Source organism: Butyrivibrio sp. XBB1001, from assembly GCF_000424505.1.
In the GTDB taxonomy this organism is placed as follows: domain Bacteria; phylum Bacillota; class Clostridia; order Lachnospirales; family Lachnospiraceae; genus Butyrivibrio.
This window is the reverse complement of record NZ_KE384201.1, coordinates 142,532-169,359: the sequence shown is the minus strand read 5'-3', so window position 1 is coordinate 169,359 and position 26,828 is coordinate 142,532. Positions and strand designations below refer to the sequence as shown.

The window sequence follows — 26,828 nt, the reverse complement described above, 5'->3', positions numbered from 1 at the left end:
CAGTAGCAGTTGTAGCAGTTGCAGTTTCAGCAGTGGTTGTAACAAACACATTAAAACAAGAAACTGAACCAGAAGAAAAAAGAAGTGTGATTGTTACTGAGGATAACGTTCAGGATATTTTAAAAGAGGCTGTTTCAGAAGAATCAGAACAGCAATCAAATGCGAATATTCCCGAAGGATTTGATGGAACATACACGGCGATTATGACCTATGACTGGCATTTTCCTGATGGAACATCCACTTCTGCAGACGCATATGTAAAAAATTCAGAAAAGAATGTATCAGATGTATACTTCGATTTATTTAGGTCTGACAATGAAGAGGATATTCTCTATAAATCTCCAATAATTCCTGTCGGGGCCGAACTTAAGAATTTTAAATTAGATCAAGACCTTGATCCAGGAGTATATGATTGTGTGGCTGAGTATCATCTTGTAGACGAAAATCAGGTTACATTTGATACAATAAGAGTGGCAGTAGTGGTCACTGTGGAGCAGTGACCTTAAAGAATTTTTTTAATCAAGGAGGATTAAACCAATGAAATTATTCAAGAAATTAACAGCAACTTTACTTGTAGCAACACTTGCATTTGGCAGTGCAGTAACAGCCTTTGCGGCAGATACGACCGCAACAGGTAGTGGAACATTTGAAGGCGTTGAACCTGAATATCTTGCAGTAGCAGTTACATATCCAACAGTCGGTGCTGGAATATTCAATTATACTGCTGACCCAAACAAACTTATCACTAGATATGCAGATGATGACATAAAGGCTTTGTATCCTGCTTCAGGTGATACATATGTTTATTTCCCAACAGCGGACAGTAAATTTGATAATAAGAGCCAAGCTGTAGAAATAACAAATGAGAATGCACAGGATCTAGACGTAAGTGTTAAGGTAGAGCTTGCCGCAGAATATACTGGTAATATTGGCTTCGCTACCACTGGAACATGGACAGCTGATCAGAAGGATAAGGAAATTTATCTTGCAGTTGCTGAAACTGGAGCGGATACAGGTGATGATGCAAATGTGGTTCCAGTTGGTACTACTGCAACAACATTTACCATGAAGATTGCTGGTGTTCCAACAAACTTTGAAGTAAAAAGAACTGTAGGTGGTGATGGAAAAGCTACATATGCATATCAACAGATTGCATCTCCTGCTGCATGGAATAAAAAGTCATTCTTTGTAACAGGCGCAATCAATACTAATGCTACATGGACAGATGCTGATGAAGCTACTCCTTCAATCAAGCTTACTTGGAGTGCAGCAGAGCATAAAGATGCGTATGTAGATAAGAGTTCTGTTGCAGCGGGAGCAGATGCAGTATTGACATTGACTCTTCCTTCAGGGGTTACTGTATCAGGAATCACTATTGTGAAGGGTGATGGAAATTCAGTTAATGGTGTATCAGGTACACATTATACTATAGCTGATGGCAAGCTTACACTTAAAAATGTAAGTGCTGCATGGGCTAGTGTAAAAGTTAAGTACAGTGATGACCATGAGGATGTAGTTACGGTTACGTCAAACTAAATAGTTGATCCTTTTGAGGGCTATCGGGTTGATAGCCCTCTTTTCTTTGTATTATAATAATTTATATCAGTATAACGTATATGACAAGGCTGAAATGTGCATTCTATTGGAGGAAGGATGAGTCTTTATAAAAATATAGTCTATTATAAGCCTGCAGTATGTGACAAGAATGTATGGTTTTCATCTATTACTTTTAATGGCTTATTTCATATGGATGTGGATAATGATATTCTTGAATATTTAGCTCCTTTTAGTATCGAAAACTTATGTGAGACAAATATGTTTTCGATGACTATTAAAATCAGTAACTACCTTGTTTGTGTTCCATTTGTAGCTAGCAAAATAGCTATTTATAATTTGATTAGTGAAGAATGTGAGTATTTAGATTTGCCACATGCTAGTGTTGGATGTAGTAGCTTTTTTTACCAGGCTTTGGTTGAAGGTGATTCGGTATTTTTAATTCCATGCAGATATAAATACATAGTCGAAGTAAAAACTAAAAGCAAAGAACTTATTGAATATGATGTATTTGATGAATTATTAAAACAAAGTGAACCGCCATATGTTTATAAAGGTGCATGTAAAATAGCAGATAAAATATATTTGGGACTCAGTTATGAAAATAAGTTGTTGGAATATAATTTGAAACAAAGGAATATAAAAGAAATCCTGTTACCATATGATATTAATGGGGTGACCGATATTTTCTACAATGAAAATATGTGGATTGTAGGCAGATGCGGAAAACTTATTGAATATGAAATGGATGGTGAGCATTTTAAGGAATATGTCTTGGCTGAAACCACCGAGACTTTGCATTATGGCATTTTTTTTGAAAGCGTAATTATTGGCTCGAACCTGTATTTGTCGAGATCGGATGTTCCAGAAATTGTAGTTTTTGACATGAAAGAAAACACATTACAATCAGTCAGGCTACATAATGAAAAAAAATCTTCTTTATTGCCTGTTTGTATTCCGACTATATATCAGGTGGGAAACGATGTGCATGCTATAGATGATGTAGGGGTTGAATACGTACTGCGCGATGTTGGAGGCGTTGTGACGATATATGAAAAGAAAAAACTAACAATAGATGTGCTACTTTCCAATTTGAAAAAGGACAGAAGAAAACACAATTTATTAGGCATGGCGGCGTCTATTCAAAGTATCGGTTTAGATGAATTTATAGAAGGAGTTGTAGATAATTCGTTAGGATGTATGCTTTTTGAGGAAAATGGATAATGGTTGGAAGTAAGGTGAAAAAAGTGCTGATATTGTGGTATCAGGAAGGCGACAATTTTGGAGATGTTCTGTTGTATAGGACATCGAGAGACTTTTTTCTAAAAAAGGGTATAGAGGTAGATTCTTATGAGGTGGGTGAACCTTGTATTGAGATAATAGAAGAAGCTAATAATCATGATTTCTTACTGTTTGCTGGAGGCGGAATTGTTGAGAGAGGCTTGCCAAATGTTATACGGCATTTTAAGGAAGATTACGAATTCTTAAAAGTTCCCTATGGTGTAGTTGGTCTTGGAGTTTCAGTTTTTGATTATTCAAATTATGCTGAACAGATAGAATTTTGGATAAACAATGCAGAATTTTTCTATGTTCGTGATTCTTATTCTCAGAGGAGATTGCATGAATATACTATTTCTGGCAAGGTAAAATTAAGCGCAGACTGTGTTTTTTACAATAGTGAAATTCTAAAATTTGGCTGCCACATTGAAAACAAAGTTGGAATCAACCTTAGGGATTTGCCTTTCAAGGATCTGATGAAAGATTTTGATGCAGATGTGCTTAATAAATTGAATACAAAATGTGATATTTCGATTGTTATTCCTGATTCTAGTGATGAACAGTGGAAGAAAATAAGGAATATAGGGAATATTGATGTTTTAAAGTGTTATCCCTTTTTAGACAGGGGAGAAAAGATTGAAGTAACAATAAATGAAATCAGAAGATGCAAATATCTGGTTGCCATGAGATTTCATATTATTTTGGTAGCTGCTGTTTTAGGCGTAATTCCTATTCCGATTGTTTATCATCAAAAAGTAAAATCATTGGTGACTGATTTGGGTATAGATGAATTAGCAGTGGAACTTGATGAACTTAATAAAATTCCTGAAAAAATTGAAAAGGCCAGGGAAAAGCAAAAATATTATATAGATATTATAGCTAGAAATGTGGAAAGACTTAGGGAAAAGTCTAGTAATATGTATTCTTACCTTAATGATTATTTTTCGTAGATAATGAAATTATAAAATGACACATCAAAACAAGGAGAGCGAATTCATGGCAAATGTAAAAGATACGTTACTTTTTAGATTTGTACCTACAATGGGATGCAATTTTAGATGTGCATATTGTTTTTTGGCTGATGGTGAAAAAAAATATGAAAAAACAATGTTCGACAATCATTCCGTTGAGGAATGGGTAAATGGCATGGAAAAATTTTCAGACTATTATATTGAACCTTATATGTGGGGGGGAGAACCATTCAGTATAAATGGTACTTATAAAGTGCTTAAGGAATGGGTGAAAATGGATCATATCATTTCTGGATTTAGAATAGATACCAATACTTTTTTCGCGGAGAAAATTGCTAAGGAGTGTCCCAGCAATAAGATTAAACTTAATTGTTCATACCACATGCCATATCACACTCTAGATGAAGAGTTTAGAAAGGTAAAACTCTTAAAAGAGTTAGATATGGTTGGCATGGTAAACTTTGTCGCTAGTAAATACAATTTGGAACACTTACGTGACGATTATGGAATGACAGTTATGAATCTTATAGAGAAATTTGAAGATATTGGTGTATTTGTCAATATTGCTGGTGACTTTGCTTATGCTAATAATCCGAATTATGAAAAATATCAGGAATATCAAATGTTTATTCAACAATTTATTTCTCCAGATGAGTGGATGTGGCTTAGGGGGAAAAAGGAGCCTAGTTTGTGCAGTGCGGGAATGGATATGTTTACTATCGGTTATGATGGAAATATTACTAGCTGCATAGATTCTAAATCAAGAGGCAATTTCTTTGAGGGCGATATTAAACGAGACAAGAGGCGGAAAAAGTGTTCGAAGTTGTGCCAATCGCTAATATCATATCCTTTTAGAGGAGACAATTCATTTCCTAGTGTTAATAGCCTCATTGGATATGTTGAAAGAAATAAGAAATATCGCGAAGAGAAACAAGTTGAATATAAAGATTTTTCTTTTTGAGACTAAAAATGAGGTAGTAATATGATTGAAAAATTGATTTCTATTGTGTTACCAGTATTTAATGGAGGGGAATACTTGGAGGAATCAATAGATAGCGTATTAAATCAAACATATATAAATTGGGAACTAATTATAGTCAATGACTGCTCTACAGATAATACAGGAGAGATAATAGAAAAATACAAGGAAAAAGATTCTAGAATCAGAGTTATCAAGAATGAACATAATATGAAACTACCGGCTAGTCTTAATATTGGATTTGCTGAGGCTAAAGGGGAGTATTTTACTTGGACATCCCATGATAACCGGTACAGAAAAAATGCATTGAGTTTATTAAAGGATACATTGGAAAAACATAGAGAGGCGGCTCTAGTGTATTCTGGAATGAATTATATGGATGAAAACGGGAAATCATTACGCATTATTGGAAATTTTGAGTATGAAGAACTGTATAGGTCTAATATAGTTGGTGCATGTTTTTTATACAAAAGGGATTTTGCTGATATTGTTGGGAAATATGATACAGACTTATTTGGCGCGGAAGATTGGGATTATTGGATTAGACTGTCTTTTAAAGGTAATATCATTGGAATACCGGAGGTCCTGTATGATTATAGGTGGCATAATAAAAGCTTAACGGCAACAATGAAGAAGTTAGTGGATGAGCAAGTAGTAAAGACAAAAACTAAGCATTTTGGGGAAATATGCCAGATAGTAAAAAACGATAGGCGATATGTTAATAGATTTATACTTGATTATTTAGCTAAGGGGGGAGACATAACTGATATAAGAAAATCATTATCAGATTACTCTATATGGAAAAAGTATAAAAAAGACATGGATAATTCTGAGGAAATAGTGATTTTTGGAGCTGGGACAATGGGGGCAAAAGCATATAACGCTTACAAGAATATTTATGCCTATGCAGATAATAACAAAGAACGTGAAGGAGAGATGTTTTTCGACAAGAAGATAATTAGCTTTGAAAAAATGATAGACTTAAAGAAGAATGTAGTAGTGGCTATAACTGGAAAAGGATTGGAAGAAGTAATAGAGCAGCTTGAACTTTCAACTTTTAATATGGAGTTTAGCATTCTCTTTTGATTATATCTAGAAAGGGCAACAAAGTGGAAAAAGTATTGGTGGTTTTTGGAACGAGACCGGAAGCTATAAAGATGTGTCCGTTGGTAAATAAGCTCAAGCAAAGTGGCTTTTTCAAGGTTGTGGTGTGCGTTTCCGGTCAACATAGAGAAATGCTGGATCAAGTGCTTGAAATATTCGATGTGATTCCAGATATAGATCTAGACATAATGAAAGAAAAGCAATCGCTCTTCCAGATTACTACTAATGTATTAAATAAAATAGAAACAGTTCTTGATAGAGAAAGGCCGAAATTTGTAATAGTCCATGGAGATACTACAACCGCATATGCGACTGCGCTGGCATGTTTTTACAAAAGGATTAGAGTAGTTCATGTAGAAGCTGGATTAAGAACATATAATTCGTTTAATCCTTATCCTGAAGAGTTTAATAGACAAAGCATAGATAGTATTTCAGATATATTATTTGCGCCTACAGAGGAAGCACAAAATAACCTAATAAAAGAAGGAAAACAAGCTGAAAACATATATATAACTGGGAATACGGGAATAGATGCTTTCAAGTATACATTAAAAGAAGATTATGCTAATGAGATAACTGATTGGATTGGAGACTCGAAACTTATTCTTTTTACGATGCATAGACGAGAGAATCTAGGAAAATCTTTAGAATCGGCATTTGGTGCTTTAAGGAGCATAGTATCTAATAGGTCTGAAATCAAGATTGTTTATCCGGTTCATAGAAATCCTCAGATCATTGCTTTTGCAGAAGAGTGCTTCAATGATGTGAGAAATATTAAGTTAGTTGACCCACTATCTGTTGTAGATTTTCATAACTTGATGTCTAGAGCCTACTTGATAATGACAGATAGTGGAGGAGTTCAAGAGGAAGCTACTTTTTTAGGAATACCTACTTTAGTGCTTAGAGACTTTACAGAAAGACCTGAGGGAGTAAAAGCAGGAACATTAAAAGTTGTTGGAACAGACAATATACAGGTTGAGAAGGCAGTTTATAATCTGCTTGATAATGACGATGATTATCAATTTATGAGAAAAAGAAGCACTGTGTACGGGAATGGCAATGCAGGAGAGATGATAGTGGATATACTTCGGAAGCGTATGGTAGAGGAATAATGAATTTTTACGAGCATTTTTGAGCTTATTTGTTTTTTAAAAATTTGGAGACAATACAAGTATGCATAAATTAGCGGTGGTTATACCAATGTATAATTCGAGAGAGTACCTGAAAAGGTGCGCTGATAGTTTGAAAAGGCAAGGCAATCTGGATTATGAATTAGTTTTTGTAGATGATGGCTCCACTGATGGATCCTTGGAATTAGCCGAAGAATTGTTGGGAAAAGATGAAAATGTTCAAATAATTCATAAGAGTCATTCAGGAATAGCTGAAACGCGGTATATAGGAGTTAAGGCGACTAACAGCGAATATGTTACATTTATAGATTCAGATGACTGGATTGAGGATGATGCATATGACAAGTTAATTCAAATAGTAGATGAATATAAATTGGATATGATTGCATGGTCGTATGTCATGGAAGGTGACATAAACCCAAGAGAAATAAAGCATTTATATGATGATGGATTATATGCAAAGGATAAAATTATAAATGTAATAGTTCCTAATATGATGCATGATGCAAGAATAAATGATAGGCGTTTTGATCCTTCATTATGCTGCAAAATTATGAGAAGGGATATATATTTTGAAATAGCAAATGATGATATGGGTGGAGTATCGCTGGGCGAAGATGCTATGATTTCGTATCCTGCCATATTTATATGTGAAAAATTATTTATTACGAATACATCATATTATCATTATATGATTCATGATAATTCTTGCGTTCGAAGTAATGTCAACCAAAAATATGAAGAACTTGAGAAGTTTAATATAAAAATACGAAAAATCTTTGAAAACTTAGGTGTATCGCATATGATGTCTGAGCAGGTAGACAATTATATGAGGGTTTTTTTGGAATATCTTTTTAGTAAGCAATATGGTTTTCATATAACTCCAATTAGATATCATTTTCCCTATGAATTGCTTGAAAGAGGTATGGCTATTGCTGTTTATGGTGCCGGAGATGTGGGAGAATCATACGTCAGTGATGTCATTAGAAGTGGAATTGTCTCAATTTCAGTATGGGTAGATAAGAAGTATAAAGAAAAGAGAACCTGTTGTGGTATAGCTCCCATGCCAGTAGATAGTTTGTCAGAAACTAAATTTGACAAAATAGTAATAGCGATTATGAATAAAAACGTAGCTGATGAAATAAAGCGCGAATTAACAAAGAGTTTTCCTGAAAATCAAATAATATGGGAACAGCCAAAGAGAATAATGTAAGATATATAATTAGTGTCGTTCCTGTGATTAATTTATTGCGACGATTAGCATAAAAGGAATCTGAGCGAATGGATAATTCCCCCAAAATACTAGCTATGTATCTTCCACAATTTCATAGGATTCCTGAGAATGATGCATGGTGGGGAGAGGGCTTTACTGAGTGGACTAATGTTAGAAAGGCGAAACCTTTATTTGAGGGGCTTTGTCAGCCTCTAACATCATTAAACAATGAGTACTACGATTTGTCGAATCCGTTAGAATTGCCAAAGCAGATGCAGTTGGCAAGAGAATATGGATTATCAGGTTTTTGCTTTTATCACTATTGGTTTCAAGATGGTTAAAAATTGCTTGAAAAACCGGTGGAAAGACTTTTGGATGAAGAAGAAATACCCGCGGAGTTTTTCTTTTGTTGGGCAAATGAACCGTGGACGAGACGCTGGGATGGACAAAGAGGAAGTAAAAATATATTGATTGATCAGAATTATGGTGATGAAAGTGAGTGGGAAAAACATTTTTACTATCTTCTGAACTTTTTTAATCGAAAAGAGTATGTAAAGCTGGATGGAAAACCAGTATTTGGATTTTATTGTGCTGAGGACATTGGATGTCTTGGGGAGATGATTTGTCTTTGGAATCAACTTGCAAAAGAGAATGGCTTTGAAGATGGATTATATTATATTGCAGCCAATAGAGGGGATAACCATCCAGAGAGATTATCAAATGGAATTGATGCAATTTATGATTTTGAGCCATTTGCGACTTTGAGAACATTTCCAGAAGATAAGAGGAAAGATGTGTTCCCATTCAGAAAAGTTGTTTATGGTGGAGAAAAGCATACTACATTTGATTACGCAGAGTTTTACAAGCCATAATAAAGCTATTTCATTACAAGGATTATGCAGAAGCCAAAGAAGCTTGGAATCGCAGAAAACGAAGAGTGAATAATAATAAAAAACAGTCAGATTCTTTGCTTAGACAGAATTTAGTTAATTAGTATATGGTATTAAGATAAAACGGTTTATAATAGAGATAAGAGTAGTATAAAAGAGCTCCTTGATAACTCCATAATTTGCATCAGGTGTTTTCTATATTCTTGCAATATCTTTCCGATTGTGTTATTGTACTTTGGCTGCGTTTACAGCAGTATCAATTCCAATCTGGAAAGGCTATGCGTTCTGCATATGCTTATTTTCAATGAATTTGGTTTTATATTTTGAGGAAGGAGCATGTGTGAATGCAAGAAGAGAAAGAAGAGCAACGAGCGGGACGTAATAAGAAGACAACGGTTGATAAGACTTATATATCCAGCGGCGAATACAGAAATAAGTTTGATAAACTTACAGAGTCTAAAGAATTGAATCGATTGTTTTATCAACTGTCAAAAAAGATGTTGTTGCATAGATCAGGTTCTACTTTTGAAGATATGTATTGGATTGATCCTGAAACGTGCACAGTTGTAGCTGAAATAACGGATAGTAAGGTTGAGGAGAAGATATCTTATTCCGACAGCGTCAGAAGGGTGATTAAGGAGTATGAAGGACTTATAACAATACATTCGCATCCGTCTGGACTACCTCCAAGTGCAGCAGACTTTAATTCAAATTTTAAGCATGGTTATATGCTTGGGATAGTTGTTGGACATAATGGAAGAGTTTATGTTTATTCTAGTGAAACTTCTATTAGCGAGGACTATTTTGAACTAAAAGTTGCTATGTACCGTCAGAGTGGATATAATGAGGATGAAGCGAGAACGCTTGCGATTAAGTATTGTGAACAATTTTTCGATATACATTATAAGGAGGTGACACTGGATGATTGAAGAAAAAGAATATTTTGAAGATGATTCTCATGGCATTTCAGATAAATACATGCAGATGTCACAGGAAGAGATAGAGAGAGAACTTCAGAGACTTTATGAAGAGATGAAAGATCATCCTCAAGAGAAGAAGCCTGTTAAGCGGACAATTAAGTGTCTTCTAGATTATTAATAGTATGATTACTGAAACTTCTGATGCAGTAGACGACTGTATCAGGAGTTTTTTATTTGGAATAATAAACGAATAGAGTATTAGTGATATTGAGGGATAACAAATGAATAGTTCTCCTAAAGTACTAGCAATGTATCTTCCACAATTTCATAGAATTCCTGAAAATGATGCCTGGTGGGGTGAGGGATTTACTGATTGGGTTAGCGCAAGAAACGCTAAGCCTCTTTTCGACGGGCATTATCAGCCCCATATTCCACTAAACGAGAATTATTATGATTTATTAGAAAAGAATACAATGGTGTGGCAGGCAGATTTAATGCATCAGTATGGTGTCGATGGAATCTGCATGTATCATTATTGGTTTGAAGATGGAAGGAGAATTCTGGAAAAACCAGAGCAGAATTTGCTTAAGTGGAAAGATATTGATATGTCTTTTTGTTTTTGTTGGGCTAATGAATCTTGGGCGAGATCTTGGAGCAACATAAGTAAAAATGCCAATTCATGGGTTGATACAGCTGAAAGTAATAGTAACGCAGATGACGATGGGGTACTATTACTTCAGGATTACGGCGGACCATTGGAATGGAAGGCGCATTTTAAATATCTTGCACAGTTTTTTGTGGATGACAGGTACATAAAGGTTGATGGAAAGCCACTTATTGTTATTTACAGAGTGGATGATATTGCCTGCATTCGTGAAATGATAGAGCTATGGCAAGATATGTCGCATGAATATGGCTTTCCTGGAATTTATGTTATAGGGGGAGAATGTAGAAGTAATCTTGAGGGAATAATAGACGGTCAATTATTCAGGCAACCGGCAAGAACCATGACGAGATTGGGGATTGGAAGCGCTAGTAACGGTGAAACACCAAAGAGGATAAGATACGATCTTTTTTGTGAAGACATGCTTAATATTCAGAGTGAATACAAGATTCAGCCGTACTTCTGTGGTATAACCGGTTTTGATACTACACCAAGGAAAGGGAAGAATGGTGTGGTGATTGAGAATAGCACACCTGAATTGTTCGGAAAAACGATGCTTGGCCTTATGAAAAAGAGCGCCTCATATGGAAGCAATATTGTATTTGTAAATGCTTGGAACGAATGGGGAGAGGGGATGCATCTCGAACCAGATTGCGCTGATGGATATGGATATCTAGAGGAAGTATCAAAGGCAAAGCTAGAATTTGAAAGCCAGGATGAAAACAGTTCAGATAGCTTATTACAAGGAGCCTATGAAGAATATAGAAAACTATTTGATAAGTATCAGCGTGCTAATGTGAACATAGACATTTTGAGCAAGTGGCTTGAGTATACTTCAAATGGCGGAAGACTATCATCTTTCATATCTCACAGGGGATGGAAAAGTTTTGCAATATATGGATACGGTGTGCTTGGAAAAGAGCTATTTGGTGCTCTGAGTAAGGATGGGTATAAACCGTCATATATTGTTGAAAATAGTTCAAGTTGCAACGCAAGAACAGAAGTCAGAATAATAGCGCATAAAGAACAACTAGAAGCTGTTGACGGCATCATCATTACAGCGGTTTCAAATTTTGAACAGATAAAGGAAAGGCTTATAAAAGAAAACTTTGCTGGTGAAATAGTAGGTGCCAGGGACTTGATACAATTGTGATGTTTTCTGATTGGAAAGAAATATTGGTCAGGTGATGGGATGAGTGTATTCGTTTATGGAGCTGGTAAAAAAGGTGAAGAATTATATGAGATTCTAAGCCTTTATAAGAATTCGAATGTAACACCAAAATATTATATTGATAAATCCAAAGAAGGCAATTGCCACGGTGTACCAATCGTTAGACTTGAGGATGTTAAAGACCGTGAAGTGACTATTATCATAGCAATTAACTGTTTTAATATTGCACAAGAAGTATTTCTTGAACTCAAAGAAAAGGGATTCAAAGACATCTGGTGGTTTAAGGAGAAAAAGAGATATTTTGGTAAAGATTTTTTTTATGAGCAATGTATAAGCTGCTCAGCCTGGCAAGAAAATATGATAGAGCATATGGAAATGCATGTTATGGATGCATGTAATCTTAATTGCATTGGCTGTGCTCATTTTTCACCTATATTTGAAAAAGAGATTCCGGATTATTCAGCAAGAATCGAGGATATTAGAACCTTCAAGAAAAAGGGAATTCACCCAGTACAATTCAATTTGCTAGGTGGAGAGCCATTTTTGAATCCGCAACTTGGAGAATATGTTAGAGAAACAAGAACTATTTTGCCTGAAACTGATATTGTAATTGTGACTAATGGCCTCTTGATTCCTAATTCATCAGATGCTGTTTTACAGAGTATAGCGGATAACAAAGTAAAAGTAAGTATATCGGAATATGAACCCACACATAGGATTATTGATGCTATCTGCGATAAGTTGGATGGATTTGGAATAGTATATGAAATAAGATCTTTTACAACGAAGGAGAAGTTTAATAAGCCTCTTTCACTTTGTGTAGCTAAAACAAGTGAGAGACTTTGTATTTCTGACGGATGTATTACATTGTGGAATGGAAAAATTGCCAGATGTCCAACTTTAATGTATATTGACGCCTTCAATGAAAAGTTTGGAACACAATTACCTAATGAGGGAATCATGTTATTAAGAGATTGCCCGTCAGGCAAAGAATTGCTAGATGCGTTAAAGAAAGAAGTTCCTCTTTGCAGCCATTGTGTAAAGAATATGATCGAGTGGGGGGTATGTAGCAAAAACGTTAAATGCGAAGATTTTGCTATATGATAATTTCTCAAATGGAAACCATTTAATATCGTTCGAAGGGGTGAAATGAATTCTTTAGATGTAATTATTCCGGTATATAATAATGCACCATACCTGAAGAAATGCTTCGATAGTATCTTATCAAACAAAAATATAATAGTGAATTTATTGCTTATTGATGATGGATCAGATGATGGATCAGGCGCAATATGCGATGAATATGCAAATGACCACGACAACGTTAAGACTTTTCATAAGCCTAATGGTGGAGTTATGTCTGCTATCTCTTACGGCATTGAACAGTCTAAAGGTACATATATTACTATAGTGGATTCGGATGATTGGATTGAAGCAGGAACTTACGATAGCATTAGTGAATTATTGTGTAGAGAACCAGACGTAATTGTTTATCCTATTTTCAGGTATTTCTCAGATGAAAATGTGTACAAAGAGGAAACGTATTTTTCTGGTGAATATTCTCGTGAACGAATATTGAATGAAATATTTCCAACGATGATTTGGAGTGTTCCAGATAGTAGATTTGGGTTGGACCCGTCTTTATGCAACAAGATTTTTAAGAAAGATTTGCTGAAGAAATATGTAGAAAAATCAAGTTATTTGACTGGTAATTATGGTCAGGATGTGGCGATTCTATACCCTCTTATGAAGGAGGTTAATTCAGCAATCTTTATTGAAAGAGGAGCCTATTATCATAGACAACGAGCTGATTCTCAGGTGGCGCCATACTTTAAAAAGCAAGATTATGCCCAAAAATTATATGAGCTGTATGAGCATTTGTTGGCAGAGTTTGATGATTATGAAGATATTAAGAGGCAAATAGATTATTTTTATGCCTATAGTGTGAATTTACGATTGCGGGCTTATGGTGAAGAAATACCAAGAAGGTATTATTTTTTCCCTTATTCGAGTGTTCCATATAACAGCAGGATTATATTGTATGGAGCAGGTAAGATAGGGAAAATGTATCTTTCTCAATTAAAGAAAAATCCTGCGTACAGAATAGTCGCATGGATAGATAAGAACGTTGAAGGTAATATTGAAGAGTTTAAGATAGCCAAACCTTGGCAGATTACCGATTTTGATTTTGACTATGTTGTAATAGCAATTGAAAACGGAAGTATTGCTGAGGCAGTAATAAATGAGCTGAGTTCTATTGGTATTGAGCGAGAAAAAATTGTGTGGGCAATTGATTGTGTCAAATTCTGATGGAGAACGGATATGCGTAAAATAATATTGTGGGGTACAGGTGGCAGAACAGAGTACTATCTTAATAACGGATGTTTTGGAAATTGTGAAATCCTGTTCTTTGCAGACAGCGATTTGAGTAAAACTGAATATAAGGGGATGAAAATATTACATCCAGATGAAATCGCTGAAAGGTTGTTAAGTGCTGATTATCTTGTTATATGTAGCAAGGCATATATAGAGATACTTAAACAATGTTTCAATTTACGTATTCCATGGGAAAAAATTGTATTAACAGACAACAATGCAGAGACTCTTTGCAAGGAAGCATTTGAGAGACTAAAAGATGTCGATGGAAAACTTTATGAAAATCTCTCTTTTGGAAAATATGTTATAACGAAGCGAAATGAATATGACAAAGTGGACGAGGCTATACGTGTAGGAACCGGAATGTTTTGTGGTTCTGAATACTTGGATGAGTATTTTAGATTTCGCACTTTTGAGTTTGTTGCCAAGGAGATTAGAAGAAAGAATATAGAGGGAGCGGTGGCTGAACTTGGAGTGTTCAGAGGAGTCTTTTCAGCGCTGATTAATGATATTTTTCCAGACAGGCAGATTTACTTGTTTGATACGTTTGAAGGATTTAATGATGAAGAAGCCAGGAGAGAAATTGAGAACGGTTATTGTGATGAATCTTTTATAGAAGCACACAAGATAAGCGGAGAGGACGCAGTAATGAGTGCTCTTCCTTATCCTAAAAAAGGTGTGATTTGCAAGGGTTTTTTCCCAAGCTCCATTCCTGAGAAAGTTTATGAAGAGAAATTTGCATTTGTATCTCTTGATGTCGACTTTGAGGAATCAACATATCAGGGTTTAAAGTTCTTTTATCCACGGTTAAGTGAAGGCGGGGCTATTTTTATACATGATTATCATACGGCTTCGTTGGAAGGTGTTGAGATAGCGGTCAGAAGGTACGAAAAAGACAATAGATTTGATTTAAAATGCGTACCAATTGCAGATAGAGCAGGAACACTTATTGTGATGAAATGATAAGCGGAGTGGCGAAAATGAAACTATATAATTCGCATTATGAAAGGTTCTTAGAGTATATCAAGGGCAAAAATCTTATATGCTACGGTGTAGGCAAGATGCTAGATGAGATGAGCGAAGTCTTTACAAATTTGTCTGAATTATGTAGCTCAATCCAGCTGGTTGATAGTAGTACTGACAAGTGTGGCATGGTGCGAGAAGTGTATGGAAATAACTATATAGTCACTGGATTGAAAGAGGCATTGTCCAGTAGTCCTGAAGCAGTCATTCTGATTACGTCCGGAGCCTTTCTGGAAATCCTAAAGATATTGGAAGAGTGTGTTCCTGATGACGTGATAGTGTTTAGCTTTCTTTTGATGAGAAAAGAAAACTATGAAAAAGAGCTGATAACTATAGAGGATTGCGATGAAATACTCGGTAAACATGATACTGAGCAAATTCCGAGAGTTATTCATTATTTTTGGTTTGGTGGAAAAGAAATTCCGGATGATTACAAAAAGAATATTGAAACTTGGCATAAATGCTGCCCTGATTATGAAATAATACGTTGGGGTGAAGAAAACTGTAATCTTGATGAGTGCAAATATGTCAAGGAAGCATATGAGCAAGGTAGATATGGTTTTGTTCCAGATTATTTCAGATTGAAGGTGATTTATGAGCAAGGCGGTATTTATCTTGATACTGATGTTAAGCTGTTGAAAGCATTGGATGAACTGTTATTTTTAGAAGCGTATGCTGGATTTGAGGATAATGCAAAGGTGGCATTGGGCGTTGGCTTTGGGGCGAGAAAAGGATTCCAAATACTTAAGGAAATGTATGAAGCGTATGAGAATCTTAGCTTTGTAAATGAGGATGGAACCCTTAATACAATTGCTTCACCTACTTATCAGACAGAAGTTTTAAAAAGACATGGACTAAAATGCAACGGGCACATGCAAACGGTTGATGGAATGACGATACTTCCTATGAATTATCTGACAGTGCAGAGTAATCACACAGGAAGACAGTATATTACTAAGAATTCTTTTTCTATTCATCAGTACGCTGCTAGTTGGTTTACTGATAAGGATAGGGAGAGTAAACGTAGAGCTGAAGAACTTCTACAAACCATGGAGATGATTTAAATGGAGCAAACTAGTAAGAGGGTGTCAATAATAATACCTGTTTACAATGCTGCTAATTATCTTGAGGAGTCGTTAAATGATCTGCTAAATCAGACTTATGATAATTTCGAGATTATTTGCGTGAACGATGGCTCTACAGATGATAGTCAGAGAATATTGGAGAATTATTGCAAAAATGACTGTCGTATCAGACTCATATCTCAGAATAATAAAGGAGGCGGGGCAGCTCGGAATGCTGGGTATGATCAGGCTTGCGGTGAGTATATTCTCTTTTTGGATGCGGATGACAGATTTGAAAGAACATTATTAGAAAAGGCAGTTTCTTCAATCGAAAGTAGTGGGAGCGATGTTCTGATATTTGCGGCCGATGAATTTCACTATGCGACAAAAGAAAAACGTCCTGCACCCTGGCTTTTGCAGAGCGGATATGAATCATATGACGGAAATCCATTTCATTACACGACAACTACTGTTTGGAATAAGTTGTATAGACATGCTTATTTAGCTACGAACAATATTCGCCATCAGGATGAACGCGTTACGGCTTTTAGCATGTATTTTACTTTCTTTGCGCTTTTTTGCGCTTCTAAGATATCTTTTTTAGATGAAGTTTTAGTTCATTATAGAAGTGAAAATCCCAATAGTTCAATGCGAAGACATGATAATAGCCCGCTTGATACGATAATAGTATTAGAGGCCATTTGGAATAGAATTAAGAGTAAAGAGGTGTTATTAGCCAAAAAGGACATATATTTGAATTTTGCAATTAAGAATATATTTGAAAGAACTGGTTGGTTTAATACTTACGAGAGCTTCGCACAGGTCTATGACGTGTTGCATAGTGATGGATTCTCTCGAATTGGTCTTGCAGAAGAGAATGATAAATATATAGAGGATGAGAATTGGAAAATCCTTAAAAAAGAGATATGTGAAAACGAGTTACCAGAGTTTTTGTTTATTAAGGAGAAGAAGTATAAGGACAGGGGAGTACTTACAAAAACTGTATATTTACTTCCATATGGGATAAGACAGATTCTGAATAGGAAACATAGTAGAGTTGCTTTGTACGGCGCAGGAATGGTGGGAAAGTGCTATTTTCAACAATTGCAAAGTATGGATTCGGTGAAAATGATATCTTGGGTGGATAATAAATTTGGAGATATAGGATTTCCAGTACAGTCGCCTGAGATCTTAAAAAATGAAAATATTGACTACGTTGTTATAGGAGTGGAACATAACAGGTTTTTATCGGAAATCAGAAAACGATTAGAGGAGAATGGTATTTCTAAGGAAAAGATACTTTGGAAAATGCCAGAAAAACAATTATGAGATTTTTGTTTCCTTTTTCAAAAGTTCCCAAGGGATGCCGATTAGTAATTTATGGTGCTGGTGAAGTTGGCTATGATTTTTATAGACAGCTTAAGACTTCTGAGTATGCAGAAGTGGCATTGTGGGTTGATCGACAATATGAATGGTTTAGAAAACTAAATCTTCCAGTAGAATCACCTGAAATGATAAAAAATGTTGAATATGATTTTATTGTAGTTACTGCAGAGGCTGAATCTGTATATAACTCCATCCATGATGACCTTGTAGAACTAGGAGTATCTGAAGAAAAAATACTGTGGAATGATGATTACACAATACATGAGAATATTGTATATGGGTATGAAGACAGGGATATTGCAGCCGAAATGGAAAATGCTGTTTTAGCTGATTCCGTGATGTTTGTAAATGAGGATAGACTAGATATTATTATTCGCTACTTATATGCCTTAGAGATATTAAACGGTGAAACTGGTGGCAAGGGAGAGCAGCTTTATACAAAGTTTATTATGGCTGGATGTGGAGCAAAAGAGCCTACAGAAAACTATATATCAGCTTATTTTTCTGAGTATTCAGGGAAAAGAGGTATTGGAGTTTTTAAAGATAGTTTTTGTCGCCTTGTTGATTCTATGAATAGAGACGGATTTCGAAAAGATGGATTTCTTCCGGTAGCTAGTACGGGAAGTTTAATCAATGGAGCACACAGAGTTGCTGCGGCTCTGGCATGTAACCAGAAGGTCTGGTATGTTCAGTATCCGTTTAATGGACTAAAGTACGTGTGTGATAGGGATGCGCTTTCAAAGATGGAATTTAATGATTGTGATATTAAGTTTGTTTTTGATTGTTATGAAAAATTAATCACTACTGATGAATATGGAGGAAAGTAAATATTTATGTGATTTGTACTAGTTAGAAAAGGTGGTTGCATAAAACTGCACCGTCCATATTAAATGAACAGTGCAGTTGTGAATAATCATAATACCTGATACATAAAGATGCAGCCCCTGTCATATTTTGGCAGAATGTAGTATTTAAAAATATTTGTACCGATTCCTTTTCTGCTAGGATGATTATTGATGTAGTTTTCATTTACCGCAAAATTGGTTATTTCGACACCTGGTAAGCCCTCATCCGGACTTACATTGGAGTGAGTTTTATGGCGTTCCGGTACTGGGAACAGTATATGATGTAAAGCCTGTTGAAAATATAGGAGTGCTTATATGCACTATACCTAAGTATCATGGGGAAATTAGAAGAATATTGATGGAACAAGGATTTAACAACATTTATACATTATAGTTTGTTTGCCTGTTTTAATACATATGCACATTGATAATTTCATAGTTTACATCAGAAGATTATGACGTTCTTGCAAATTTATTCGCATTATGATATGCTCAGACAGCTGTAAATTTCTTTTACAGTTTCAATTCCAATCTGGAAAGGCTGAGCAGTTCTTGCATATGCCGTTTCACAAGAATTTTGGAGTTATAGATAAATGAAGGAGGCATATGTATATGCAGAATGAAAAAAGCGAAGCTTATCTTTGATAATCCAACACTATGCGCTCAGTTGCTTCAAGGTATGCCCCTGACTATGATGTTGAGGCAATTTATATGGATTTGAAGACTGCTGAGAACAAATCATTGTGATTTTTAGGCTGGTAACTCCTGATGTAGGATATGAAATTATCAAGCATCAGGAGTTTTTCTTTTTATACAAGGAGAGGCAAATTGAAGTTCGTTCTTTTTGGCACAGGAGATTATTACAACAGATACCACCATTTCTTTCATGAGCAGGACGTTGTGGCTGTTCTTGATAATAATGTCAAAAAGCAGGGAACTTACATAGATGGGTGGCCTATAGTTGGCCCTGAAAAGATACAGGAGTTTAACTTTGATGCTGTTGTGATTCTTAGTTTTTACTATCTGGAGATGAAGGCGCAGCTTCGAGAGTTAGGAGTTTCTGAGGAGAAGATTTTTCACTTTTACGATTTATACAAGTTGTTTACAGAGTCAGGCTACGACTACAAAGAGGACAAAAAAGCTATATATAAAGTTAAGAGGCAGCAGGGCCCTGAGGCGACGCAGTCAGTTCTTTTACTATCACATGATCTTAATCTAGGAGGGCCAGCGCTGGCGCTGTTTAATGCAGCCAAGGTGCTGCAGGGAAACGGATATAGAGTTACGTTTGGATCAATGATTGATGGTAGACTCAGAGAGAACCTGACAGAAGAAGGCATAGATGTCATTGTGGATAGCAGACTTCAGTTGTTGCCCATGAATCAGATAGGATGGATAAGCGATTTTGACTTGGTAATATGTAACACTATAAATTATCATACTTTTTTAAAGAAGACTGCGGAAGATATCCCAATCATCTGGTGGCTTCATGATTCGGCATTTTTCTATCAGGGTATTAGGAAAGGCGTCCTTGAAAACATCAACAGGTCCAATATCAAGCTTTTATCTGTGGGAAGTGTTCCAAATAGAGCGTTTCAAAGCCGTGTTCCAAGTGCGGATATTTCTGAGCTTTTATATGCAGTTGCTGATTCGACACAGACTAACGCTGACCTGTTGGAGGCTAATAAGAGTAAAGAAAAGCAGCCGGGAGTTCTTTTTACAACTATAGGTTATATTGAGTGGAGAAAGGGCCAGGATATTCTTCTGGATGCGATAGAGCAATTGGGTGAAGATACTCTTTCAAAGTGTTCTTTTAAGCTTGTGGGGCAGGATGAATCTCTTTTTGCGGAGAAGCTTTGTCGCAGGGCGGAGCCCTATTCAAATGTGAACTTTGTTGGGACTGTAGGACGGGATGAGATAAATAACATACTTGAAAACACGGATGTGCTGATCTGCCCGTCACGAGAGGATCCGATGCCCACAGTTTGCGCAGAGGCCATGATGCATAAGGTTCCATGCCTTGTATCTGATGCTACTGGCACAGCGGCGTACATACATAATGGAATTGATGGTTTTATTTTTTCAAGTGAATCTTCTGAAAAACTGGCTGAAAAGATTAAATGGTGCGTAGAACATCAGGATAATTTAAAAGAAATTGGAGCATGTGCTAGAAATATATATGAGGAGCATTTCACTACGGAAGTATTTGAAAATACACTTTTGGGGTATGTTCGGGCATGCTTGAATATAAAGGCTTGAAATACGTATATATTTATTTGGAATGCTAAAATGCACATTGATAACTTCATACTTTACACTAGGAATCTGATGTGTTAAACTCACTCCTGTGATTTTTTCATGTGTAGCAATCGCGGCATTTCGCCAAGCTTTCCCATGATGAGTGAGTTTAGTTATTTTGACAATTATTTTTCTTGAGTTATTATCTTAAGTTCTTTATGTCATTTGTCTGTTCTATGCATGGTTAAGTCACAACTAATTATGCACAGGAGGAAAAATGAGGAGAAAGAAACGAAAGAGAGAAAGATGTAATTCTGGCAGCATTTATGATAACGCATTCAGGACTATGGAAGGTGAGTGCAATGACCTTCTTGTTCCTGTTATCAATCATATGTTTGGGGAAAACTATGATGAAACTGCCGTGATAAAAAGACTTAGAAATGAACACATTGTTGAGAAAAAGGACAAGACAGGCGTAAAAAGAATTACAGATTCAAGCCTGGAGATAATATTTGAAAATGTAACTAAGCGCTATCATATTGAATGTGAGAGTAAAAGATATGATGGCTCTATACTAGTCAGAATTTTTGAATACGATTCTCAGATTGCTTTGGATAGTGCAGAAAGAGGACTTCATAAGATCCATATGAAATTCCCTAATACGGGGATACTTTTGCTTAGAGAGTCCAGCGACGCTCCTAAAAGAGCTGTAGTTGAAATTGAAATGCCAAGTGGAGAGCAAATTTCATACCAAGTCCAGATTATAAAGATTGCTGATTATGACTTGGACGACATATTTGATAGTAAGTTATACATGTTATTGCCATTCTACATTTTTAAGTACGAACGTCAGTTACAGCTCATTGATAATGATCAGGAAAAGTTGGATGCACTTTTTGAAGTGTATGATGATATTTATGGAAGATTAGATGAGGAGCTGAAGAGGGGCAACTTGTCAGCTTTTTCCTATGGTGCTATCATAAGATTAACTCATGAGGTGGCCGATAAGTTAACTTCTAATCATAAAAATATCCATAAGAAGGTAGGTGTTGTTATGGGCGGAAAAACGTTAGATATTCCTGAGGTTAGAATATATCATAAAGGTCTTGATAAAGGCAGAATTGAGGGAAGAGCAGAAGGAGAAGCTCATCGTAGGGAATTACAGGAAGAAAACGATAAACTGAGAAAAGAATTGGAAGAATTAAAGAAAAGTTTAAATAAGTAATATTGAAGCTCCTGGTGTAGAGTATAGACTGTTGCACCAGGAGTTTTTCTATTATTATATAAAACTGGAAATATATAATATTTGTTGTTAGGAGCTACCTTGGAATGCTTGATCTAACAAATCTTAAGGAAAAGAAAATAGCTCTATACGGCCTCAGCACTGAGACTGAGAGGTTCATTTCTGAAAATGGGAATGGGCTTGATATTTTGTGCCTGTTAGATGGCTTCAGGCAGGATGGAGAGCTGTATGGATTTCAGGTCATGCCTTTGGATGAGGCTATAAACCATGGAGTTGAGGTGGTCATAGTTATCGCCAGGCCTGGTTCTTGCAAGGTTATTGCAAAAAGAATCCGTGAATCCTGCATCCAGAGTGGCATAGCCGTGTTTGATGTAAGGGGAAATGACCTTCTTGTTGAAAATAAAGTTATATACGATTATAAGAATATACACGCACTTGGTCGAAATGAATTGATTGCTGCGATAGATGCTTCCGATGCTGTGAGCTTTGACCTTTTTGACACCTTAGTTTCCAGAAAAACCATGAGCTATACTGATGTTTTTGAACTGGTGGATAGACAATTAAGGCGTGAAGGCATCGCTATTAAAGATTTTGCAAGGAAACGTCTTTTTGCAGAAAAAGAGCTTTCTGTGACAAAGGCACCAAAGCTGAAAGAGATATATGAACACCTTCTTGCCTACGAGCCACAGGAATTGATCAATCAGCTTAAAGATGCTTTGAATTCAGATTCTCCTGCCTATGAGCTTTCAGAGCTTGAGTGGAAGGTGGATCATTCTCTGATGAATGCCAGACAGGGAATGGCTGAGATAGTTGATTACTGCATTTCTCATGGCAAAAAGGTCTTCATTACATCTGACTGCTACTACAATGAGGAAAAGATAAAGACATTGCTGGAAGCGCTGGAGATTACTGGCTTTGAGGATATTCTTATTTCTTCTCAATATGGTTACGCCAAGAATCAGGGCTTGTTTGACGTGTTAAAAGAAAAAGCTAAGAGCAATAATCTCCTTCACATCGGAGATGATGAATATGCTGATGTCCAAAACGCAGAAAGAAGCGGAATCAAGGCCTTTAAGCTGCTAAGTGGGATGGAAATATACGAGGCTTTAGGTGGCCTGGGTTGCGAGCCTTATGTCGTCAATCTATCTGACAGAATTAAAGTTGGTCTCTTTATCAATACTTTCTTTTCAAATCCCTTTGCCTGGGAAAAAGATAGTCAATTGCTGGCTGTAAGCGATGCCTGGGAGATTGGCTATCTCTTTTGCGGGAACATGATCACTGACTTTGCTTTGTGGCTAAAAACAGAAACAGAGAAAGAAAGTATTGCGGCTGTCCTTTTGTGCGCAAGGGATGGATTTCTTTTGCATAGGATGTACAAAGATACTCAGGACCCATTTGGCTACAAATGCATTTATTTCCTGACTTCCCGGACTGCAGCAATACGGGCTGGCGTTAGAAATGCCGAAGACATAGATTACGTTAGTAGCATGAGGTATTTCGGAGATCCGGTAAAAGAGCTGGAAGTCAGATATGGGATAAAGCTTGACGAAGCTAAAGGCTTGAGCACTTGTGAGAAAAATAGTCTCATTTTAAAAAGAGCTGGGAAATTGCGAGCTGTCTACCAACAGTATTCAGATGAAGTTGGAGTTCCACGTAGCGGAGATGTGGCAGTTTTTGACTTTGTGGCAAAGGGTACTACTCAATTATTTCTTGGGAATATTCTGACTGCAAATCTTAAGGGCTATTATTTCCTTCAGTTGGAGCCAGAGTTCATGGCAGATAAAGGACTTGAGATAATGCCCTTTTATACGGAAAAAGAAAGAGCTTCAAGCGAAATTTTTAATAGCTATTATATACTTGAGACTATCCTTTCATCTCCAGAGCCTAGTTTGCAGGAGTTTTATGGAAATGGAGAGCCTTTCTATGATAAGGAGACAAGAAGCCCAGAGGCCATAGAGTGTGTTCTTAGGGCTCAGCAGGGCGTCTTGGACTTCTACAAGGATTACACTCAGATTCTGGGACTTGACCAGATGCTCCATTATACCAACAAGAAATTAGACGAAGTGCTCCTGGCACTGATCGGCAAAGTCAAAATCCTTGATAAGGATTTCATGAGCCTGGTAATTGAAGACCCATTTTTTGGCCGCATGACTGATATTAAGGATGTACTGTGAATACTATTTGGCGGATATATTGGTTACTAGTAAAGAGTAAATGAATGATATTGAGGCTGTAATGTAATAATAGTTTGAAAATGTATCGCTGTAGAGATATAATAAAAGTATCTCTTCAGCGATATTTTTTATGCACGAGGTTATTATGGTTTTATATCACGGTTCTGAGAATATTATATATAATCCTGTCTATGGTGCTGGCAACGCAGGTAATGATTATGGGAAGGGTTTTTACTGTACTGAGGACAAGGAATTGTCCAAGGAATGGGCATGTAAACGGAATGCTGACGGATTCTCTAATTGCTATGAACTTGAAACGGAAGGCTTATCTTTTTGTAATCTGAATGAGGATTACAATATTCTGAATTGGCTAGCTCTTTTGACCAAATACCGAGGCTATTGGCAGAGGAAGAGCATAGCGGAGGAAGCCAAGATTTTTCTACAGGAAAATTATCTTGTGGATATTTCTGGATTTGACGTGATAAAAGGGTATCGCGCAGATGATTCCTATTTTTCATTTGTTCAGGATTTTATTATGGGAACTATCTCTCTACAGAAATTGAGCAGAGCAATGAGGCTTGGAGAGCTTAATGATCATATTGTCCTTAAGAGCAAAAGAGCCTTTGACAGCATTAGATTTGTAAGTTACGAGAAAGCTGAGTGTGACCTGTATTTTAATAAAATGATAAGCAGAGATAAAAAGGCCAGAAGCCAGTATCAGGAGCTGAGGCCTACTTCCAGGTTGATGGATGAAATATATATTCTGGACATAATGAGGGGAGGTGTGCCTGATGAAATGCTGCGCTTATGATGAAATGTACTTGCCCCTGGCACAACGTGTTATGGGAGATATGTTTGACTATGCGGTCAATACTATTGGACTAACGCTACGGGCGTTCTATGACATGTTTATGGTAAGTGGCATGAATAGCCAGTTTGAAATTGGAAATCCCACATATGTTGCTGGTAAAAATGGCTGCGAAGTTGCTAGGGAAGTTATCGAGAGAAGTTCAGACAGGCACATAGAAATGGAAGATGTGATGTATCTTGATAAGTCCAGGGAGTACTGGATTGGATGGGCACTTGCATATTACCAGTGGATTTCTGGAATGAGTTTCAAATCAATTGATGAGCGTGTGCCTGTAGATATGCTGTATGGCATGTACGACACGCTTCATGAGGCTGATATTTCTTTATTTGTTGAAATCATGGATGAGAAGTGCAAGACCAGTGGAGAAGAGAGTGCTCTTAAGCGCCTTAGGACGTATGCGGAATTATCCCAGAAAGCTCTGGCTGAAAAATCAGGCGTGCCACTTAGGCAGATACAGCTCTTTGAGCAGGGGCAGAGAGATATCCACAAGACACAAGGCGCGACCTTATACCAGCTTTCCAAGGCTCTAGGATGCTCTATGGAGACGCTGATCAGATGATTAGTTTTATTATTACAGCAAGGAATGTGATTCTTTTTAGGAGCACATGAATAAACGGGATGTCATTTGCATTGAGTTTTTCACCGGTTTTATGTTCAACAAAATTGTCATGAAAAAGCTTTAATTGCAAGACTATTATGTAATACAGTCTGCAAAACCACCGTATGCCGTCAAATTCTTGCGATTTTCTTAAGATTTCCTTGCGATTTTATTAATGTTGTCAAAAAACTATTTACAGAATTATTATTTGCTGATATTCTAACGCAAGTGGTTTTGAGATATTAAAATTTTAAAACTTCAGCTTTATTCTAAGCAACTAATTATGCAGACAGCGTGTCTAATTCGCTGGAACTTCCTTGAACAAGAATTCTTGCATGATTAGTATCTTCAAACACTTGACCTATAGGGATTATCCTTGAGAGTCCTTGCACGTGCCATTGATGACGGCAGCGAGTTAAGTAGCGGGAACTACTTTTGCGCGCTTGTCACGAGATGTGGCTTATCTGTGCCTTTCTTTAAGTGCGCTATTTCTGAACAACTAGACGCATGTCTTTGATCCCTATAGGTTGGTGAATTGTCTTAAAGAATATTAAGTAAATTGACATACGTATTAATTACGTATACTATTAAGGAGTAATATGGCAACTGTATCTGAGATAGTCAGAAAAATAAAAAGAAAAACAAATTGTTATATATTAAGACACAAAAGTATTCTTAGGGCAGCAGGACTTTTATAAAGACGAGGAGGAACAACAATGGCAAAATATATATTTCCAGCAATTTTTACTCCAGAAGGAGAAAATGGTTTTTCAGTCCGATTTCCAGATGTGGATGGGTGTTTTTCTTCGGGAGATGATTTGGCGGATGCTTTAAGAATGGCTAATGATGCTTTGGCAATTATGCTAGTTCACTATGAAGATAATAAGCGCGAGATTCCTGTGCCATCTAACATTTTATCTTTGAAAATGAAGAGGGGTGAGTTTTCATCTTTGATCAGCGTGGATACAGTGGCATATAGACATACTTTGAACAATATGGCTGTAAAAAAGACTTTATCTGTTCCAGCATGGCTTAATGATGCCGCAACTGCTGCAGGAATCAACTTCTCTCAAACATTACAGGATGCTTTGAAGGAGCGATTGCGTTTGTACTAATGTGTCAAAGAGCTAAACGAGAAG

Annotated in this window: 23 protein-coding genes and 1 pseudogene; all 24 read left to right on the top strand. The window is 36.5% G+C overall.

Features of this window, described 5'->3' with window-relative positions:
• Positions 1-32: 32 nt before the first annotated feature.
• The 24 genes and pseudogenes from G631_RS0116705 (at position 33) to G631_RS0116585 (ending at position 26,804) form a co-directional block, all read left to right on the top strand.
• Positions 33-500, top strand: coding sequence for a hypothetical protein (locus G631_RS0116705; protein ID WP_026490408.1), 468 nt, complete (start codon positions 33-35; stop codon positions 498-500).
• Between the two features lie 37 nt (positions 501-537).
• Positions 538-1,536, top strand: coding sequence for a hypothetical protein (locus tag G631_RS0116700; RefSeq protein ID WP_026490407.1), 999 nt, complete (start codon positions 538-540; stop codon positions 1,534-1,536).
• A gap of 117 nt (positions 1,537-1,653) precedes the next feature.
• Positions 1,654-2,778 (top strand): hypothetical protein, encoded by a 1,125-nt coding sequence (locus G631_RS0116695; RefSeq protein ID WP_026490406.1) that lies wholly within the window; start codon positions 1,654-1,656, stop codon positions 2,776-2,778.
• Complete coding sequence (locus G631_RS0116690) at positions 2,778-3,782, top strand: polysaccharide pyruvyl transferase family protein (RefSeq protein WP_026490405.1); 1,005 nt, start codon at positions 2,778-2,780, stop codon at positions 3,780-3,782. Before G631_RS0116695 ends, G631_RS0116690 begins: the two co-directional genes overlap by 1 nt.
• Before the next feature lie 46 nt (positions 3,783-3,828).
• Complete coding sequence (locus G631_RS0116685) at positions 3,829-4,764, top strand: radical SAM protein (RefSeq protein WP_026490404.1); 936 nt, start codon at positions 3,829-3,831, stop codon at positions 4,762-4,764.
• A 21-nt stretch (positions 4,765-4,785) separates the two neighbouring features.
• Positions 4,786-5,868 (top strand): glycosyltransferase, encoded by a 1,083-nt coding sequence (locus tag G631_RS20495; protein WP_051197347.1) that lies wholly within the window; start codon positions 4,786-4,788, stop codon positions 5,866-5,868.
• A 23-nt stretch (positions 5,869-5,891) separates the two neighbouring features.
• Positions 5,892-6,998, top strand: a complete 1,107-nt coding sequence (gene wecB / locus G631_RS0116675) for a non-hydrolyzing UDP-N-acetylglucosamine 2-epimerase (protein ID WP_026490403.1) — start codon at positions 5,892-5,894, stop codon at positions 6,996-6,998.
• Between the two features lie 61 nt (positions 6,999-7,059).
• The gene (locus G631_RS0116670) at positions 7,060-8,229 is read left to right on the top strand and encodes a glycosyltransferase family 2 protein (RefSeq protein ID WP_026490402.1); all 1,170 of its coding nucleotides are present in this window, start codon (positions 7,060-7,062) and stop codon (positions 8,227-8,229) included.
• Positions 8,230-8,297: 68 nt separating this feature from the next.
• Positions 8,298-9,101, top strand: a pseudogene (locus G631_RS21445) (glycosyltransferase WbsX family protein).
• A 362-nt stretch (positions 9,102-9,463) separates the two neighbouring features.
• Positions 9,464-10,048, top strand: coding sequence for a hypothetical protein (locus G631_RS0116660; protein ID WP_026490401.1), 585 nt, complete (start codon positions 9,464-9,466; stop codon positions 10,046-10,048).
• Positions 10,041-10,217 carry a hypothetical protein gene (locus G631_RS21045; protein WP_155833955.1) on the top strand — a complete coding sequence of 59 codons (177 nt, stop codon included), beginning with the start codon at positions 10,041-10,043 and terminating at the stop codon, positions 10,215-10,217. The genes G631_RS0116660 and G631_RS21045 overlap by 8 nt, the downstream gene beginning before the upstream one ends.
• Before the next feature lie 103 nt (positions 10,218-10,320).
• A complete protein-coding gene (locus G631_RS19645; protein WP_051197344.1) occupies positions 10,321-11,856 on the top strand; it encodes a glycoside hydrolase family 99-like domain-containing protein in 1,536 nt (511 codons plus the stop codon).
• Between the two features lie 39 nt (positions 11,857-11,895).
• Positions 11,896-12,978, top strand: a complete 1,083-nt coding sequence (locus G631_RS0116645; RefSeq protein ID WP_026490400.1) for a radical SAM protein — start codon at positions 11,896-11,898, stop codon at positions 12,976-12,978.
• A 45-nt stretch (positions 12,979-13,023) separates the two neighbouring features.
• Positions 13,024-14,184, top strand: coding sequence for a glycosyltransferase family 2 protein (locus G631_RS20480; protein ID WP_051197343.1), 1,161 nt, complete (start codon positions 13,024-13,026; stop codon positions 14,182-14,184).
• 12 nt (positions 14,185-14,196) lie between these two features.
• Positions 14,197-15,213 carry a TylF/MycF/NovP-related O-methyltransferase gene (locus G631_RS20475; protein ID WP_051197342.1) on the top strand — a complete coding sequence of 339 codons (1,017 nt, stop codon included), beginning with the start codon at positions 14,197-14,199 and terminating at the stop codon, positions 15,211-15,213.
• Positions 15,214-15,230: 17 nt separating this feature from the next.
• The gene (locus G631_RS20795) at positions 15,231-16,337 is read left to right on the top strand and encodes a glycosyltransferase family 32 protein (RefSeq protein ID WP_196803896.1); all 1,107 of its coding nucleotides are present in this window, start codon (positions 15,231-15,233) and stop codon (positions 16,335-16,337) included.
• Positions 16,338-17,666 carry a glycosyltransferase family 2 protein gene (locus G631_RS20470; protein WP_051197341.1) on the top strand — a complete coding sequence of 443 codons (1,329 nt, stop codon included), beginning with the start codon at positions 16,338-16,340 and terminating at the stop codon, positions 17,664-17,666.
• Positions 17,639-18,550, top strand: coding sequence for a hypothetical protein (locus G631_RS0116620; protein WP_026490398.1), 912 nt, complete (start codon positions 17,639-17,641; stop codon positions 18,548-18,550). Before G631_RS20470 ends, G631_RS0116620 begins: the two co-directional genes overlap by 28 nt.
• 846 nt (positions 18,551-19,396) lie before the next feature.
• Positions 19,397-20,824: a glycosyltransferase family 4 protein gene (locus tag G631_RS0116610; RefSeq protein WP_026490397.1), complete on the top strand. Its 1,428-nt coding sequence runs from the start codon at positions 19,397-19,399 to the stop codon at positions 20,822-20,824.
• A gap of 256 nt (positions 20,825-21,080) precedes the next feature.
• Positions 21,081-22,028, top strand: coding sequence for a hypothetical protein (locus tag G631_RS0116605; RefSeq protein ID WP_026490396.1), 948 nt, complete (start codon positions 21,081-21,083; stop codon positions 22,026-22,028).
• A 104-nt stretch (positions 22,029-22,132) separates the two neighbouring features.
• The gene (locus G631_RS0116600; RefSeq protein ID WP_026490395.1) at positions 22,133-24,220 is read left to right on the top strand and encodes an HAD hydrolase-like protein; all 2,088 of its coding nucleotides are present in this window, start codon (positions 22,133-22,135) and stop codon (positions 24,218-24,220) included.
• Between the two features lie 145 nt (positions 24,221-24,365).
• Positions 24,366-25,031, top strand: coding sequence for a DUF3990 domain-containing protein (locus G631_RS0116595; RefSeq protein WP_026490394.1), 666 nt, complete (start codon positions 24,366-24,368; stop codon positions 25,029-25,031).
• The gene (locus G631_RS0116590; RefSeq protein ID WP_026490393.1) at positions 25,012-25,650 is read left to right on the top strand and encodes a helix-turn-helix domain-containing protein; all 639 of its coding nucleotides are present in this window, start codon (positions 25,012-25,014) and stop codon (positions 25,648-25,650) included. The genes G631_RS0116595 and G631_RS0116590 overlap by 20 nt, the downstream gene beginning before the upstream one ends.
• Positions 25,651-26,405: 755 nt before the next feature.
• On the top strand, positions 26,406-26,804 hold the full coding sequence (locus tag G631_RS0116585; protein WP_026490392.1) for a type II toxin-antitoxin system HicB family antitoxin: 399 nt from the start codon (positions 26,406-26,408) through the stop codon (positions 26,802-26,804).
• Positions 26,805-26,828 lie beyond the last annotated feature (24 nt).